Origin of the sequence: Streptomyces agglomeratus (genome assembly GCF_001746415.1) — a bacterium.
Lineage (GTDB): Bacteria > Actinomycetota > Actinomycetes > Streptomycetales > Streptomycetaceae > Streptomyces > Streptomyces agglomeratus.
This window is the reverse complement of sequence record NZ_MEHJ01000001.1, coordinates 3003520-3018616: the sequence shown is the minus strand read 5'-3', so window position 1 is coordinate 3018616 and position 15097 is coordinate 3003520. Positions and strand designations below refer to the sequence as shown.

At 71.5% G+C, this 15097-nt stretch carries 15 protein-coding genes; 7 read left to right on the top strand and 8 right to left on the bottom strand.

Annotation, left to right across the window (positions count from 1 at the left end):
* Positions 1-3 precede the first annotated feature (3 nt).
* Entirely contained in the window at positions 4-1377 is a 1374-nt protein-coding gene (locus AS594_RS12690) for an APC family permease (protein ID WP_069935093.1), read from the bottom strand.
* An 87-nt stretch (positions 1378-1464) separates the two neighbouring features.
* Between AS594_RS12690 and AS594_RS12685 the strand changes: the two genes are divergently transcribed.
* Together AS594_RS12685 and ppgK are read left to right on the top strand one after the other, a co-directional pair.
* Positions 1465-2454 (top strand): 4-hydroxy-3-methylbut-2-enyl diphosphate reductase, encoded by a 990-nt coding sequence (locus AS594_RS12685; protein ID WP_079144887.1) that lies wholly within the window; start codon positions 1465-1467, stop codon positions 2452-2454.
* Between the two features lie 54 nt (positions 2455-2508).
* Positions 2509-3261 (top strand): polyphosphate--glucose phosphotransferase, encoded by a 753-nt coding sequence (ppgK, locus tag AS594_RS12680; protein ID WP_069927138.1) that lies wholly within the window; start codon positions 2509-2511, stop codon positions 3259-3261.
* Here ppgK and AS594_RS12675 read toward each other — a convergent pair.
* The gene (locus AS594_RS12675; protein ID WP_069935092.1) at positions 3258-3866 is read right to left on the bottom strand and encodes a GNAT family N-acetyltransferase; all 609 of its coding nucleotides are present in this window, start codon (positions 3864-3866) and stop codon (positions 3258-3260) included. The genes ppgK and AS594_RS12675 overlap by 4 nt on opposite strands.
* Positions 3867-3917: 51 nt before the next feature.
* Between AS594_RS12675 and AS594_RS12670 the strand changes: the two genes are divergently transcribed.
* The gene (locus AS594_RS12670; protein ID WP_240508995.1) at positions 3918-4994 is read left to right on the top strand and encodes a winged helix DNA-binding domain-containing protein; all 1077 of its coding nucleotides are present in this window, start codon (positions 3918-3920) and stop codon (positions 4992-4994) included.
* A 33-nt stretch (positions 4995-5027) separates the two neighbouring features.
* Here the strand turns inward: AS594_RS12670 and AS594_RS12665 are convergent, their stop codons facing one another.
* Positions 5028-5627, bottom strand: a complete 600-nt coding sequence (locus AS594_RS12665) for a DUF6542 domain-containing protein (protein WP_167368015.1) — start codon at positions 5625-5627, stop codon at positions 5028-5030.
* 272 nt (positions 5628-5899) lie between these two features.
* Between AS594_RS12665 and ychF the strand changes: the two genes are divergently transcribed.
* The gene (gene ychF, locus AS594_RS12660; protein ID WP_069927134.1) at positions 5900-6988 is read left to right on the top strand and encodes a redox-regulated ATPase YchF; all 1089 of its coding nucleotides are present in this window, start codon (positions 5900-5902) and stop codon (positions 6986-6988) included.
* 89 nt (positions 6989-7077) lie between these two features.
* Here ychF and AS594_RS12655 read toward each other — a convergent pair whose 3' ends face one another.
* Complete coding sequence (locus AS594_RS12655) at positions 7078-7659, bottom strand: Uma2 family endonuclease (protein ID WP_069932976.1); 582 nt, start codon at positions 7657-7659, stop codon at positions 7078-7080.
* A 94-nt stretch (positions 7660-7753) separates the two neighbouring features.
* Entirely contained in the window at positions 7754-8623 is an 870-nt protein-coding gene (locus AS594_RS12650; protein ID WP_079144647.1) for a helix-turn-helix domain-containing protein, read from the bottom strand.
* A gap of 49 nt (positions 8624-8672) precedes the next feature.
* Here AS594_RS12650 and AS594_RS12645 point away from each other — a divergent pair, with 49 nt between their 5' ends.
* A complete protein-coding gene (locus tag AS594_RS12645) occupies positions 8673-9104 on the top strand; it encodes a DUF2000 domain-containing protein (RefSeq protein WP_069927132.1) in 432 nt (143 codons plus the stop codon).
* 163 nt (positions 9105-9267) lie between these two features.
* Here AS594_RS12645 and AS594_RS12640 read toward each other — a convergent pair whose 3' ends face one another.
* Positions 9268-9882: a hypothetical protein gene (locus tag AS594_RS12640; RefSeq protein ID WP_069932977.1), complete on the bottom strand. Its 615-nt coding sequence runs from the start codon at positions 9880-9882 to the stop codon at positions 9268-9270.
* Between the two features lie 261 nt (positions 9883-10143).
* Between AS594_RS12640 and AS594_RS12635 the strand changes: the two genes are divergently transcribed.
* A complete protein-coding gene (locus AS594_RS12635) occupies positions 10144-11217 on the top strand; it encodes a class I SAM-dependent methyltransferase (RefSeq protein ID WP_069932978.1) in 1074 nt (357 codons plus the stop codon).
* Between the two features lie 42 nt (positions 11218-11259).
* Here AS594_RS12635 and AS594_RS12630 read toward each other — a convergent pair whose 3' ends face one another.
* Together AS594_RS12630 and AS594_RS12625 are read right to left on the bottom strand one after the other, a co-directional pair.
* Entirely contained in the window at positions 11260-11691 is a 432-nt protein-coding gene (locus AS594_RS12630) for a nuclear transport factor 2 family protein (RefSeq protein WP_069927128.1), read from the bottom strand.
* A gap of 151 nt (positions 11692-11842) precedes the next feature.
* Positions 11843-13015 carry a threonine synthase gene (locus tag AS594_RS12625; RefSeq protein WP_420877779.1) on the bottom strand — a complete coding sequence of 391 codons (1173 nt, stop codon included), beginning with the start codon at positions 13013-13015 and terminating at the stop codon, positions 11843-11845.
* A 230-nt stretch (positions 13016-13245) separates the two neighbouring features.
* On the opposite strand from AS594_RS12625, the gene AS594_RS12620 reads away from it, so the two are divergent.
* On the top strand, positions 13246-14820 hold the full coding sequence (locus AS594_RS12620) for a S8 family peptidase (RefSeq protein ID WP_069932980.1): 1575 nt from the start codon (positions 13246-13248) through the stop codon (positions 14818-14820).
* Positions 14821-15097 lie beyond the last annotated feature (277 nt).

Here is a 15097-nt window from a genome sequence, read left to right as displayed (position 1 = left end):
AGGCTAGCCGCCGGCACCGACACCGGGACCGGTCCGGCGCCCCCGTTGCGCGGCCACCACGATCAGCCCCACCACCAGCCACACGGCCCCCACGAACTGCGCCGTCCCGGAAGCCTCCACGATCACCGCGACAGCCACCCCCCCCCCCAGCACCGGCAGCAGCACGTGCCGCCACCACACCGGCGGGCCCTCCATCCTCCGTACGGCGAACCAGCTCACCACCGACACGTGCAGCAGCACGAACGCCGTCAGCGCCCCGATGTCGACCACCGACACCAGATGGTCCAGGCCGTCGTCGCGCCGCGACGCCCACACCGCCGCCACCGTCGTCACCGCGGCGGCCACGCCCAGCGCGATCCGCGGCACGCCCGAAGCGGCGTCGACCTTCGCCAGTACGCGCGGCAGCCGCCGCTCCCTGGCCATCGCGAACAGCAACCGCCCCGCCGCCGCCTGCCCCGCCAGCGCCGCGAACGCCGCGCCGATCGCCTTGCTCACCGCCACCAGATCCCCCAACCAGGTCCCGACCGACGTGTCGAGCGCGTCGTAGAACGCCGTCCCCTGCTTCCCCGGCTCCGCCGCCAGCTCCGCCGCCGACACCGGCTGGAGCAGCGCCGCCAGGTACGTCTGCGCCACGAACAGCACCCCGGCGAGGGCCAGGCAGAACAGCACCGCCCGCGCGACCTTGGCCGAGCCGCCGGTGACCTCCTCCGCGAACGACGCGATCGCGTCGAACCCGAGGTACGACAGCACCGCCACCGACACCGCCCCCACGACCGCCGCGAGCGAGAAGCCGCCCAGGGAACCGTCGCCGGACAGCGGCGACAGCCAGCCGCGCCGCGCCCCGTCCTGCGCGAGCACCACGACCGCGGCCACCACGAACACCAGCAGCACCACGATCTCCATGGCCAGCACGGCGAAGCCGACCCGCGCGGCCGCCCGTACGCCCCACATGTTCAGCCCTGTCGTCACCACCACCGCGAGCGCCGTCCACACCCACTGCGAAACGGCCGGCACGAGCGCGTGCATCGCGATCCCGGAGAAGAGGTACGCGACCGCCGGGATCAGCACGTAGTCGAGCATCGCCATCCACCCGGCGATGAACCCGGGGCCCTCGCCCAGCGCCTTGCGCGCGTACGCGAAGACCGAGCCCGCCCGGGGGACCACCCGCACCATCTGGGCGTAGCTGAATGCGGTGAACGCCATCGCGACCGTCGCCACCAGATAGACGAGCGCCACCGCGCCGTGCGACCTGGCGTCGAGCGTCCCGAAGACGCCGACCGGCGCCATGGGAGCGATGAACAGCAGCCCGTAGACGACGAGATCCCGGAATCCGAGACTCCGCCGCAGCTCGCCGGTATCCTCCACGGTCACGGTCATCGCGCCTCCGTACGTAGAACCAGGCGTCCAGTCTTGATCACCGGGGCCGCCGTCGGCGTCCCCTGGCGTCCGTAGCGCGGCCTTACGATGGTGGACATGACTGCTACCGCCGCCCGTCGTGTCCTTCTCGCCGCTCCCCGTGGCTACTGCGCGGGCGTGGACCGTGCCGTGATCGCCGTGGAGAAGGCCCTGGAGCAGTACGGGGCGCCGATCTACGTCCGGCACGAGATCGTCCACAACAAGTACGTCGTGCAGACCCTGGAGAAGAAGGGCGCGATCTTCGTCGACGTGACGGCGGAGGTCCCCGAGGGCTCGATCGTCATGTTCTCCGCCCACGGCGTCGCGCCGACCGTGCACGAGGAGGCCGCCGAGCGGAAGCTCGCGACCATCGACGCGACCTGCCCGCTGGTCACCAAGGTCCACAAGGAAGCGGTCCGGTTCGCCAAGGAGGACTACGACATCCTCCTGATCGGCCACGAGGGCCACGAAGAGGTCATCGGCACCTCCGGCGAGGCCCCCGACCACATCACCCTGGTCGACGGCCCCGAGGACGTCGCCAACGTCACCGTGCGGGACGAGTCGAAGGTCGTCTGGCTGTCCCAGACCACGCTCTCGGTCGACGAGACGATGGAGACGGTCGACGCCCTGAAGCAGAAGTTCCCGAACCTGCTCTCGCCCCCCAGCGACGACATCTGCTACGCCACGCAGAACCGTCAGATCGCGGTCAAGAAGCTGGCCGAGGACGCGCAGCTCGTCATCGTCGTCGGCTCCAAGAACTCCTCCAACTCGATCCGCATGGTCGAGGTCGCCCTGGACGCCGGCGCCCCCGCCGCCCACCTGGTCGACTTCGCCGACGAGATCGACGAGGCGTGGCTGGACGGCGTCACGACGGTCGGTCTGACCTCCGGAGCCTCGGTGCCCGACGTCCTGGTCGACGGCGTACTGGAGTGGCTGGCCGAGCGGGGCTACGCCGACGTGGAGACCGTGAAGACGGCCGACGAGTCGATCACCTTCTCGCTGCCCAAGGAACTGCGCCGCGACCTGCGCGCGGAAGCGGCCCGCCTCTCCGGGAAGTGACTTCCCGTACGGCCGTCTACGCCACTGTCGGTGCCGCACCGTAACGTTGTGTCCATGAACGTGTTCGGAGTGGACATCGGCGGATCCGGCATCAAGGGCGCTCCCGTGAACCTGGAGCGCGGCGACCTGGCGGAACCGCGGCACAAGGTACTGACCCCGCAGCCGGCGACGCCGGACGACGTCGCCGGGTGCGTGCAGGAGGTCGTCGGCCAGTTCGGCTGGAGCGGCCCGGTCGGCATCACCTTCCCCGGCGTCGTCACGGACGGGGTCACCCGTACCGCGGCGAACGTCGACAAGGGCTGGATCGACGTCGACGCGCGCGCCCTGCTCGGTGACCGGCTCGGCCTGCCGGTCACCGTCCTCAACGACGCCGACGCGGCCGGTGTCGCCGAGATGACGTTCGGCGCGGGCGCGGGCCGCAAGGGCGTGGTCTTCCTGCTGACGTTCGGTACGGGCATCGGCAGCGCGCTGTTCATCGACGGCAAGCTCGTCCCCAACACCGAGCTCGGCCACCTGGAGCTGAACGGCCACGACGCGGAGAAGCACGCCTCCACGAAGGCCAAGGAGGACGAGGACCTGAGCTGGGAGCACTGGGCGAAGCGGGTGCAGAAATACCTGGCCCACGTCGAGATGCTGTTCTCGCCGGAGCTGTTCGTCATCGGCGGCGGGGTCAGCCGCAAGGCCGAGAAGTTCCTGCCGCTGATCAAGGGCGTCCGCGCCGAGATCGTCCCCGCGCAGCTCCAGAACAACGCGGGGATCGTGGGCGCCGCGATGGCGGCGGCCGCGACGGGGGCCGTCGGCGCCTAAGGGTCCGTGACCGGGGCGGCCGGGCCTTCCCGCGGCCTGCGGGCGGCCGGGGCTTCCCGCAGCCGGCGCCACTCGGGGGCCAGGACCGCCCACACCTCCTCGTCGTGGCGCACGCCCCGGTACAGGTAGCTCTCCCTCAGCACCCCTTCGCGGACCATGCCGAGACGTCTGGCGACGTTGAGGCTGGCGGTGTTGTCGGCGCCCGCGACCCACTCCACCCGGTGCATGCCGCGCTCCTCGACCGCCCAGTCGATCATGAGCCGGAGCGCCCGGGTGATCAGGCCGCGCCCGACCGACGTCGGCTCCAGCCAGCAGCCGGCCTCGCAGTTGCCGGCCGCGGCGTCGAAGATCCGGAACATGACGCCGCCGACCAGGGTGCCGTCGGCCCAGATGCCGTACAGGCGCCCGGAGTCGGCGGCGGCCTTGTCGGCGTACCTCTGGAGGAACGAGGTGGCGGACGGCAGGTCGGTGACGTGGTCGGGGAGCTCGACGAAGCGGCCGATGTGCTCGCGGCCCCGGTCCATGTGGGCCAGGAACTCCTCGGCGTTCCACGGCTCCAGGGGCCGCAGCTCGGCGCCGTCGTCACCCAGCGATTTCGCGAACATCCTGTCCCTTCGGCCTGCGGATTCCCCGGAAGCCCAGCCTAGGCTGGCCCGGTGACCGCCGAGCCGCCCGCACCGTCCACACCCTCCGCGACCCGGCTGATGCGCGCCCGCGCCCAGGGCATCGGCAGCGGCCGGCGCGGGCGGTCCGTGGCCGAGGTCATGGCGCGCGCCTTCGCCGTGCAGGCGCAGGACGCGGCGGCAGCGGCGCTCGGGATCCGGGCGCGTTCGACCGGGCTCACCGTTGCGGACGTGGTCCGGGCCACGGACGTCGAGCGCCGCGTCGTGCGGAACTGGTTCATGCGCGGCACGCTGCACCTGGTTCCGGCCGCCGACGTGCGGTGGCTGACGTCGCTTCTCGGGCCGGTGTTCCTCCGGCAGAGCGCGCGCCGCTACCGCGAGCTCGGACTCGGGGAGGACGACCTCCTCCGCGGAGAACAGGTGATCACCACCGCGCTGCGCGGCGGCCCCGCGCCGCGGGCGGAACTGAGCGCCCGGCTGGCGGCGGCCGGGTTCGCCACCGGGGGCCAGGTGGCGATTCACCTGCTGCGCCGGTGCGCCCTGCTGGGCCTGATCTGCCACGGCCCGGCCGTCGGCGGCGAGCCGTCCTTCGTGCTGCTCGACGACTGGCTGGGGAGCGCCGGGGCGCCCGAGGTCACGCCGCGGGACGCGACGGCCGAACTGGTGCGCCGCTACCTCGCCGCGCACGGGCCCGCCTCCCCGGAGGATTTCGCCACCTGGTCCGGGCTTCCGCCGTCGGCGGCACGGCGCGTCTGGCCGGAGGCGGAGGCCGGGGCGTACGGGGCCGAGGCGGAACCCGCCGAGGCGGTGGGCGACGTACGGCTGCTGCCGGCGTACGACGACTACCTGGTGGCCTACCGGACCCGCGCCCTGTCTGTGCCGCCCGGCTACGAGCGGCTGGTCCACCCCGGCGGCGGGCAGGTGCGCGCCACCGTCACCGTGGACGGTCTGGCCTGCGGGACCTGGAGCCGGCGTGCCGGGCGACCGGTCACCCTCGCGCTCTTCGAGTCCTTCGAGTCCCTGGAGCCCTTCGGCGCCTCGGCGGCGCGGGTACGCGCGGGCATCGCCGCCGAGGAGGCGGACGTCCCGCGCTTCCTCGGCGAGGGGTAGCGGACGGCGGAGAAACACCGCCCCACCACTTCGCTACTCCACGGGGTCGGGGCTTCCGCGCCGCGTGGCGGCCGCGCGCTGGGCGGCGGCCTGGGCCGCGGTCTGGAGCGCCCGCCGCCGCGCCATCAGCCGCACTTTGCGTACGGTCGCGATCACACCGGCCACGAGCGTCCCGCCGTACAGCCACCCGGCGTGTACGGCGAGGGCCGTGACCACCGCCATGACGCGGCTGCCGAACCCGCCGGCGCCGCCGGCGATCGGCACCAGGCCCACGGCGAAGGCGATGGGCACGGCGATCGGGGCCGTGACCAGGTCGGCGGGCCGCGCCCACAGTGCGGTCAGGGCGCTGACCGGCAGGAACAGCAGCCCGTACACGACCGGCGAACCACCGAACAGCAGCCGGTCGAGGCCACCGAGCACGAGCATCACGGCGGAGGCGAACAGCCCGCTGCCGAGCCCGGTCAGCCGGGGATTGGGAAGCCGCCGCAGGGCCAGTACGACGGGTGGCACCGGACGTGCCGGTCTCGCCGCCACCCGGTAGACGGCGGCGGCGTCGGCGGACCCGCCCGGGGGGAGCAGGGGGGTCTGCGACCGCTGCTGGGGACGAGGGGGACGTGCCCTGTGTTGCTCCACCCGGACAACGTAGGTCGCGGGGAGGGAGGAATCAGGCGCAGGACACGCCCTTTGGCCGACCTTGGCCGTGCGTTCGATGCCACGTGGCCGATCGGACGCTCTTGAAAGCGCCCGCCGGATGGCCATCGAGTGGCTGCGGGCCTCCCGCCGGACTCCCGCCGCGCTCCCCACGGGCTCCCGCCGGGTTCCCGTCGTCGGCCCCGCGCCGCCCGCCCGTAAACTGGGGGATCGGTCCACTCCCGGGCCAGTCCTCACTCCAGGAAGTCGCCAACGTGTCGCTCACGATCGGAATCGTCGGCCTGCCGAATGTCGGCAAGTCGACCCTGTTCAACGCCCTGACCAAGAACGACGTGCTGGCGGCCAACTACCCGTTCGCCACCATCGAGCCCAACGTCGGCGTCGTCGGCGTCCCCGACCCCCGCCTGGCGAAGCTCGCCGAGATCTTCAGCTCCCAGAAGATCCTCCCCGCCACGGTCGACTTCGTCGACATCGCCGGCATCGTCCGGGGTGCCTCGGAGGGTGAGGGCCTCGGCAACAAGTTCCTGGCGAACATCCGCGAGTCCGACGCGATCTGCCAGGTCATCCGTGCCTTCAAGGACGAGAACGTCGTACACGTGGACGGCAAGGTCTCGCCGAAGGACGACATCGAGACGATCAACACCGAGCTGATCCTCGCGGACCTCCAGTCGGTCGAGAAGGCGGTGCCGCGCCTGACGAAGGAGTCCCGTCTCCAGAAGGAGAAGGTCGCGGTCCTGGCGGCGGTCGAGGAGGCCCAGAAGATCCTCGAAGCCGGCACCACCCTCTTCGCGGCGGGCATCACGGCAGGCACCGAGAAGGGCCGGCTCCTGCACGAGCTGCACCTGCTCACCACCAAGCCCTTCCTGTACGTCTTCAACGTGGACGAGGACGAGCTGGTCGACGAGGACTTCAAGAACGAGCAGCGCGCGCTCGTCGCCCCCGCCGAGGCGATCTTCCTCAACGCGAAGATCGAGTCCGAGCTGATCGAGCTCGACGACGACGAGGCGCTCGAACTCCTCCAGTCCATGGGGCAGGAGGAGCCCGGCCTCGCCACCCTCGGCCGGGTCGGCTTCGACACCCTGGGCCTCCAGACGTACCTGACGGCAGGCCCGAAGGAGACCCGCGCCTGGACGATCAAGAAGGGCGCGACGGCCCCCGAGGCGGCCGGTGTGATCCACACCGACTTCCAGAAGGGCTTCATCAAGGCCGAGGTCATCTCCTTCGCCGACCTGGTCGAGACCGGCTCGGTCGCCGAGGCCCGCGCGAAGGGCAAGGCCCGCATGGAGGGCAAGGACTACGTCATGCAGGACGGCGACGTGGTGGAGTTCCGCTTCAACGTGTAGTCGACTGCGTGATCGGAAGGGGTCGGACTCCGGGGAGTCCGACCCCTTCCGCATGCCCGCGCCGACCGGGTGGTGACTTCGGTTGCTTCTCAGCGGCTTCTGGGTGGTGTGAGCGTGTCGAGGTCGAGGCTGATCCCGAAGGGCACCGGGCGCTGGAGGGTGCCCCGGAAAATACCGGCCGGTGCGTAGGCGCCGGTGGGTTCGTCGAGTTCGTAGACGTGGACGACGGGTGCCCCGTCCTCGTCCTCGATGCACCAGTAGTGGGGGATGCCGGCCTCTGCGTACTTGCGGAGTTTGACTGTGCGGTCGCGGTGGACGGACTCGGGGGATACGGCCTCCACGACGAGCTTCACGTCCTCCGGGGCGTACCAGGTGCGGTCCGGGTCGTACGGCTGGTCCGTCAGCAACAGGTCCGGCTCGGGACGGTTGCGGGCATCGAGGCGAATCGTCATCTCCCGCTCGACCTCGAAGCCGGTCGGCGCCTGCGCCATGAGTGTGGTGGTCAGGGCGGTGACGAGGCGGCTCTGCCATGCCCGCCGGGGCGACGTCGTGAAGACGAGGGCTCCGTCGATCAGCTCGGTGTGGCGGGGCGCCTCGGGGAGGCGGTCGAGGTCCTCCGCGAACCAGCCTTCCGCGCGCGGCGGGCGCATCCAGTCGGGCAGTGCGGTCATGAGCCAAACCTAGCGATGCAGCCCGGCCGGTGAGGCGTTCCGGCGTACGCCCGTCCCCGGAGCCGGAGCCGCGTCCGCGCCTGTGGGTACTGCGTCAGCCGCTCGTCGGGCGCGTGGGGCGGAGAGGGCCGGGCTCCGGTGGGCGCGGGCCCTTCGTGCGTCCCGGGGCGGCGGGGACCGTGCGCGCGTATCGGCCGGGGGTGACGCCCACGTGGCGTTTGAAGTGCCGGGTCAGATGGGACTGGTCGTAGAAGCCGGCCGCGGCCGCCACCTCCGCCGGAGGCAGGCCGTCGAGGAGCAGTCGCCGGGCGCGGTCGACCCGGCGGGCCGTCAGGTACTGGTGCGGGGGGATGCCGAACGCGGCCGTGAACGCCCGCACCAGGTGCGTCGGGTGCGCGTGCACCAGTTGCGCGGCCTCGTCCAGGCTCACGCCCTGGAGCACCCGTTCGTCGAGGAGTTCCCGCAGGCCGACGGCCACGCCCCGGCCGGGCTTCGGCGGGACGGCCGGGCGGGGGCGCAGGTGGCCGCGCAGCCGTTCCCCGACCAGGGCGAGACGGCTCTCCGCCTCCAGTTCGTCGCCCCGGTGCGACAGGGCCGAGTGCAGCTGTCCGACGCGCCGGCGCAGCAAGGGGTCGACCAGGCCGGGGCCGTCCGCCGCCGGGCCGATGAAGCTCTCGTCCAGCTGGGTCAGGTCCAGGTAGAGCACCCGCTTGCGGAAGCCCCGCGAGGTGGCGGACTGGCCGTTGTGCGGCACCTGCGGCGGGAGCAGGGACACCGTGTCGTGCGGAGTGCCGTGCTCACGGCGGTTCAGGTCGTAGCGGACCGCCCCGTCGTCGACGATCAGCAGGGTCCACACGTCGTGGACGTGCATCGGGTACACGTGCGCGGTGAAATGCGCGTGGAAGACCTCCACGACGCCCGGGATCCGCGGCCGCCACGCGGAAACCTCCTGCCGCACCACCATGCCAAGAACGTACAAGAAGTGGCGCCGGGGCGGTCGGCAGTCTCGGAGCATGACGATCGAGAACATCCCCGTACGGTTCGACACCAAGATCGCTGTGCTGCTGCGCGAGGATCTGGAGACCTGGCAGCGGCTGAACGTGACCGCGTTCCTGGTCAGCGGTCTCGGCTCGCAGCTCCCCGAAGTCGTCGGCGAACCGTACGCCGACGCAGACGGCACCCCCTATCTGCCCATGTTCCGCCAGCCCGTCCTGGTCTTCGAGGGGACGAAGGAGACCGTGACCGCCGCACACGGCCGCGCCTTGTCACGCTCGCTTCCCCGGTCGGTGTTCACCTCGGACCTTTTCGCCACGGGCAACGACCGGGACAACCGCGCGGCGGTGCGGGCGGTGCCGAAGGACCAGCTGGATCTGGTGGGCCTCGCCGTGTACGGGCCGCGCAACGCGGTCGACAAGGTGCTCAAGGGTGCCCGTATGCACCCTTGAGACGGTCGGCGTACGGCGGGAACCCGGTCGGCGCCGGGCGGCGAGGCGTGGTGGGGGAGACCCCGTGGGTGAGCCGATCGCCGGCGGGGGGTCCGGCGCGAGCCCGGCCGCGGGGGTGCCCGTCGCCTCCCGGCCGGTCAGGAGGGGATGTTCACCCGGGTGGTCAGGAGGGCATGTTCACCTGGGCGAGGACCACTTCGAACTCCTCGATGCTCCGGGTGATCACGTTCGCCTGGGCGGTGGCCTCTTCCCGTACCGCCGCCACGGCGCTGCGCGAGTCCACCAGCTTCTGGCGATCGGCGTAGAACGCTCCCACGGTGGCCCGGCCCGTCGCGCGGTCGATGAGCAGCGACCCGCCGACGAAGCCCGGGATGTTCCGCAGCTTGGGCATGGCGGTGTCGCGGAACGCCTCCACCAGCCGGTCCGCGTCCGCCGGCTCGAACTCCATGCGGACCAGGCGGAACCACGCGCCCGGCTGCAGTCCTTGCGGGGGACTGGCGACCGCCGCCTCCCAGTTGTCGATCGCCACCGTCCGGGCGAACGGCGCGACCATCTCGGCGCGCCGCTCGCGCAGGCGCTCGTCACTCGCCTGGCGGCTCGCCTCGTCGTCCCACCACGACCCCACCATGAGCTTTCCGAGCTCGCGGTCGACGAACAGCCCCATCCCCCGGTAACCGGGCTGCTCCGACAGAAGTCTGCGTCCTTCGGTGGCGAGCGCGTCGGCCACTCCGCCGAGCTTGGCGGGATCACCGGTCGCGTACATCGTGCGAACGTACATGGCGCCCTTTCCTACGGTCCGGCGGCCGCGCGTGCGCGACGACCCTCCGTCCGGCGCGGGGCGGGCCCCTGGTGGGCCCGTCCTCCCCGGGTTCCATGTGACGGGTCCTGAGGGCGGGAATCAAGGTGGGCAGGGCGTTCGGGTGACTGCGCGAGTGTTCCCGGCGGGGACGGCGGCCCGACCGGCGGAGCATGGACGGCGGAGCCCGCTCCGGCCCGCGCACCCGACGGTGGTGCCCGGCGGGCGGCGAGGAGGAGCGAAATGACCGAGCAGACGCTGGACCCCGAACGGCAGGAACGATTCGCGGAACGGATGCTTCAGGTACTCAACGACTCCTGCCTCGGGTACCTGTGCAGCCTCGGCCACCGGACGGGGCTGTTCGACGCCATGGCCGGTCTGCCCCCGTCGACCAGCGTGCGGATCGCCGAGGCCACCCGCCTCGACGAGCGGTACGTACGGGAGTGGCTCGGCGGGATGACCGTCGGCGGGTTCATCGAGTACGACCCCGCCCGGAGCACCTACCGGCTGCCGCCCGAGCACGCCGCCTCCCTCGTCCGCGCCGCCGGACCGGGCAACCTCGCCTCCTCCATGCAGGACCTGGCGATGCTGGGCAACGTCGAGGACAAGGTGCTCGACGCGTTCCGCCGGGGCGGTGGCGTTCCGTACTCGGCGTACCCGCGCTTCCAGGAACTCCTGGCCGCGGAGACGGCGCGGGTGTACGACGCGGTCCTCGTCGACACGGTCGTCCCGCTGGTGCCCGGCCTCCCGGAACGGCTGAGCGAGGGCATCGACGCGCTCGACATCGGCACCGGTCAGGGCCACGCCGTCAACCTGCTGGCCGCCTCGTTCCCCGCCAGTCAGTTCCTCGGCGTGGACATCTCCGACACCGGCATCGCGGCGGCACGCGAGGAGGCGGAGCTGCTCGGGCTCGACAACGCCAGGTTCGTCGTGTCCGACTCGGCCGCGCTCTCCGGTACGTACGACCTGATCACGGCCTTCGACGTGATCCACGACCTCGCGCGGCCGGAGCGCACCCTGTCGGCCGTGGCCGGGGCGCTGCGGGACGACGGTGTGTTCCTGATGGGCGACATCGCTGCCTCCAGCAAGCTGGAGGAGAACATCGGCCACCCGCTGGGCCCCACCCTCTACACCTTCTCGGTCTTCTACTGCATGACCGTCTCGCTCGGGGAGGGCGGCGCCGGTCTCGGCACGGTGTGGGGCAAGCAGCGGGCGCTCCAGATGCTCGGGGAGGCGGGGTTCGACGACGTCGAGGTACGCGAAGTGGAGGGCGACATCCTCAACGTGTACTACGTGGCCCGCAGGCGCCGCCGGTGACGGGAAGGGCCCGGCGGTGACGCCGCGCCCTTCCGGAGGTGTTCAGACCGGTGCGTTCGGCAGGAGACCGAGCTGGCCGAGGAAGTCCAGCTGGTCGAAGTACAGCCGATAGCTGACGATCTTGCCGTCCTTGACCGTGGCGGCGTCGCAGCCCCGTACCCTCACTTCCCTCTGCGTCGGCTCCAGGCTCTCGCCGGACGGGAGCACCAGCGGACCGGTGTTCCGGCCGGCGAAGTAGCCCTCGTCGATCGCCGTGTCGCCGCATTCGTACGCGTACGTCGATTCGTATGTACTGTCCGGGAGCGCGTCCGTCATCTGACGCCAGTACTCACCGATGTTCTCCCGGCCCTTGACCTCCCCGTCCGGCGTGACGGCGACCGCGTCCTCCGCGAAGCACTCCATGACGGCCTTGAGGTCCGTGCCCGTGGTGAGCGCGTTGGTGAGCCGGTCCATGACCTCGCGTGCCTCTCCCATGATCCACCTCCAGTGTGAGCGTGGTGGCATGTTCGTCTCATTTTCCCACAGGATGGGACGAATGCCGCACCGGTGTGAGGGCGCGTGGGCGGGCTCGGCGGGTGGGCGCCACGCCCGGCGGCCCCGCCGACCGGGCTCTCCGCGCTTCCGCTCACCGCGCCGCGAGCCCCGTTTTCGCCCCCGCGCCGCACAGCGGGATCACGGCCGTCCGGCCCTCCTGTGGCGGTTGTGCGGTCATCGCCGCCCAGCACGCCACCCCGGTCGACTCGACGAAGAGGCCGCGCGCCGCCAGGTCCAGCTGTGCGGCGCGGATCTGGTCGTCGGTGACGGTCAGGAAGGTTCCGCCCGACTCCCGTACCGCCCGCAGGATCTGCGGGGCGCGCGGCGGCCGGGGGATGGCGATGCCCTCCGCGAGTGTGGGGGGCGCCGGGGACGCGGGCGGGCCGGCGGGCAGGTCGTCCGCTCCCGCGTGGAAGGCCGTCGCCAGGGGTGACACCGCCCGGGCCTGTACGGCGATCAGGGCTGGGCGGCTGTCGACGAGCCCCTGGGCGTGCAGCTCGTTGACCGCGAGCCAGGCGCCCAGAAGCAGGGTCCCGTTGCCCACGGGGACGACCACCGCGTCGGGGAGCCGGCCGCCGAGGTCCTCCCACAGTTCGTAGACGTACGTCTTCGTGCCGTGCAGGAAGTAGGGGTTGTGGACGTGGCTCGCGTAGAACGTCCCGGGCTCGTCGGCCGCCGCGCGGGCGGCCGACGCGGTGGCCTCGCGGTCGCCGGGGACCAGGGTGACGAAGGCGCCGTGTGCCCGGATCTGCTCGGTCTTCTTGGGGGAGGTCGCCTCGGGGACGTACACCGCGCAGGGCAGTCCGGCCCGTGCGCAGTACGCGGCGACCGCCGTGCCCGCGTTGCCGCTGCTGTCCGCGACCACCCGGGCCACCCGCTCGGGACCGAGACGGCGCGCGAGTTCCGCGAGCATGACCGCGCCGCGGTCCTTGAACGAGAGCGTCGGCATCAGGAAGTCGAGTTTGGCCGAAACGGAGCCGGTGAGCGGGACGAGCGGAGTGCGGCCTTCCCCGAGCGTGAGGCCGGCCGCCGCGCCCCGGAGCGGCAGCGCCTCCTCGTACCGCCACAGTGAATTCACCCGACCGGCAAGGGACTTCAGCGGCACGGGGGAGGAGGGGGTGAAGTCGAGGTCCCAGGGGCCGCCGCAGGTCGGGCAGTGCCAGGCGAGGGATGCGACGGGTGCGCGGGTGCCGTCCGCCGGACAGCGGTACGTCATGGACGCCGGCGAAGCCGCCGGGGGTGGGGAAGTCGTCGGGGTCGTCATGCGGGAAGCGTAGACAGGGCCGTGTGGGGCGGACGTTCATGACGGGCGTGTGGCAGGCGTATTGCGGGTCTGATTTGACTCTTGTGGGATTCCTATAGATGCGCCAATCTTTCGCCAGGCAGCGAGGCGCGGGAAACGGCGCGGACTCCGAAGCGTTGTTTTGTCATGCCCCTGTCGCAACGCCGCACAGCCCCCCACCAGCGCACCGCCAAATGAGGAGGACCCCTCACATGTCAGTGATGCGTAGTTCCCGGCGAAGAGTTGTCGTTGCCAGTGCCACCGCTGTCGTAGCCCTCGCGCTCGGCGCGGTCTCCGCCCTCCCCGCCACCGCGGCCGACGCCGCCGAGGGCCGGATCCTGAACGCGGGAGCCCCCGGAACCATCGCGGGCAGCTACATCGTGACCCTCGACGAGGCGGCGGCCGACGCCGGTTCGGCGGAGGGCAAGGCGCTGGCCAAGGAGTACGGCGCCAAGATCAAGAAGACGTACACCGCGGCCCTCAACGGGTACGCCGTCGAGCTGTCCGAGGCGCAGGCGAAGAAGTTCGCCGCCGACCCGGCCGTCGACGCCGTCGTACAGAACCGCACCTTCAAGGTCAGCGCGACCCAGCCCAACCCGCCGTCCTGGGGCCTGGACCGCATCGACCAGAAGGCCCTTCCGCTGAACCAGAGTTACACCTACCCGGACACCGCGGGCGAGGGTGTCACGGCGTACGTCATCGACACCGGAGTGCGCATCACCCACAGCGACTTCGGCGGCCGTGCCTCCTACGGCTACGACGCCATCGACAACGACAACACCGCGCAGGACGGCCACGGTCACGGCACCCATGTCGCCGGGACGGTCGCGGGCGGCGCGTACGGCGTCGCCAAGAAGGCCAAGGTCGTCGGCGTCCGCGTCCTCAACAACCAGGGCTCCGGCACGACCGCCCAGGTCGTCGCCGGCATCGACTGGGTGACGAAGAACGCCGTGAAGCCGGCCGTCGCGAACATGAGCCTCGGCGGCGGCGCCGACGCCGCCCTCGACACCGCCGTACGCAACTCCATAGCCTCCGGCGTCACCTACGCGGTCGCCGCGGGCAACGAGAGCACCGACGCCTCCACCAAGTCGCCCGCCCGGGTGGCCGAGGCGATCACGGTCGGCGCCACGACCAGCACGGACGCCAAGGCCAGCTACTCGAACTACGGCAGCATCCTGGACATCTTCGCGCCGGGCTCGTCGATCACCTCGGCCTGGAACACCAGCGACTCGGCGACCAATTCCATCTCCGGTACGTCGATGGCCTCCCCGCACGTCGCGGGCGCGGCCGCCCTGTACCTCGCGGCCAACAAGACCGCCACCCCGGCGCAGGTTTCCAGCGCGCTGACCTCGGCCGCCACCACGGGCGTCGTGACGAGCCCGGGAACCGGTTCGCCGAACCGTCTGCTGTACGTCGGCACGGGCGACACCCCGCCGCCCACCGGCAAGCGGTTCGAGAACCTCACCGACTACGCGATCAGCGACAACGCCACGACCGAGTCGCCCGTCACCGTCAGCGGCATCACCGGCAACGCGCCCGCGACGCTGAGCGTGCCGGTCGACATCAAGCACACGTACATCGGTGACCTCAAGGTCGACCTGATCGCCCCCGACGGCACCGCCTACACCCTCAAGGGTTACGGCACGGGCGGCAGCTCCGACAACCTGATCACCACCTACACGGTCAACGCCTCCTCCGAGGTGGCCAACGGCACGTGGAAGCTGCGGGTCAGCGACAACGCGGCGTACGACACTGGGAAGATCGACTCCTGGGCGCTTCAGTTCTGATCCCACCGCGACAAGCGGGATGAGCGGATGAGCGGTTGAGCGGAGGGCGGTCGCTTCGGCGGCCGCCCTTCTCCGCGCGCGCGTGTCCGGTCTGCTGACGGTGCGTCGCCGGACGGGGATGCGGTGGCCGGAGGCGTGATCGAAGCGGTGCGGATCTTGGCGGCGGCTTTCGGCTTCTATACCCCGGTAAGTCCCTGCATGAAGGCAAGTCATCACTTCGGGTGAAACTTTGGCCTGCGCTTGCGGTCAACAACCCACGGTTGCCACGCTGTTGCTG

Excerpts from the sequence above, each read along its gene's own strand:
- AS594_RS12635 (WP_069932978.1), top strand. The coding sequence starts at position 10,144 with ATGACCGAGCAGACGCTGGACCCCGAACGGCAGGAACGATTCGCGGAA.
- AS594_RS12685 (WP_079144887.1), top strand. The coding sequence starts at position 1,465 with ATGGTGGACATGACTGCTACCGCCGCCCGTCGTGTCCTTCTCGCCGCT.
- AS594_RS12690 (WP_069935093.1), bottom strand. The coding sequence starts at position 1,377 with ATGACCGTGACCGTGGAGGATACCGGCGAGCTGCGGCGGAGTCTCGGA.
- AS594_RS12650 (WP_079144647.1), bottom strand. The coding sequence starts at position 8,623 with ATGGTGGTGCGGCAGGAGGTTTCCGCGTGGCGGCCGCGGATCCCGGGC.
- AS594_RS12645 (WP_069927132.1), top strand. The coding sequence starts at position 8,673 with ATGACGATCGAGAACATCCCCGTACGGTTCGACACCAAGATCGCTGTG.
- AS594_RS12625 (WP_420877779.1), bottom strand. The coding sequence starts at position 13,015 with ATGACGACCCCGACGACTTCCCCACCCCCGGCGGCTTCGCCGGCGTCC.
- AS594_RS12630 (WP_069927128.1), bottom strand. The coding sequence starts at position 11,691 with ATGGGAGAGGCACGCGAGGTCATGGACCGGCTCACCAACGCGCTCACC.
- AS594_RS12655 (WP_069932976.1), bottom strand. The coding sequence starts at position 7,659 with ATGACCGCACTGCCCGACTGGATGCGCCCGCCGCGCGCGGAAGGCTGG.
- ppgK (WP_069927138.1), top strand. The coding sequence starts at position 2,509 with ATGAACGTGTTCGGAGTGGACATCGGCGGATCCGGCATCAAGGGCGCT.
- AS594_RS12675 (WP_069935092.1), bottom strand. The coding sequence starts at position 3,866 with ATGTTCGCGAAATCGCTGGGTGACGACGGCGCCGAGCTGCGGCCCCTG.
- AS594_RS12640 (WP_069932977.1), bottom strand. The coding sequence starts at position 9,882 with ATGTACGTTCGCACGATGTACGCGACCGGTGATCCCGCCAAGCTCGGC.
- AS594_RS12620 (WP_069932980.1), top strand. The coding sequence starts at position 13,246 with ATGTCAGTGATGCGTAGTTCCCGGCGAAGAGTTGTCGTTGCCAGTGCC.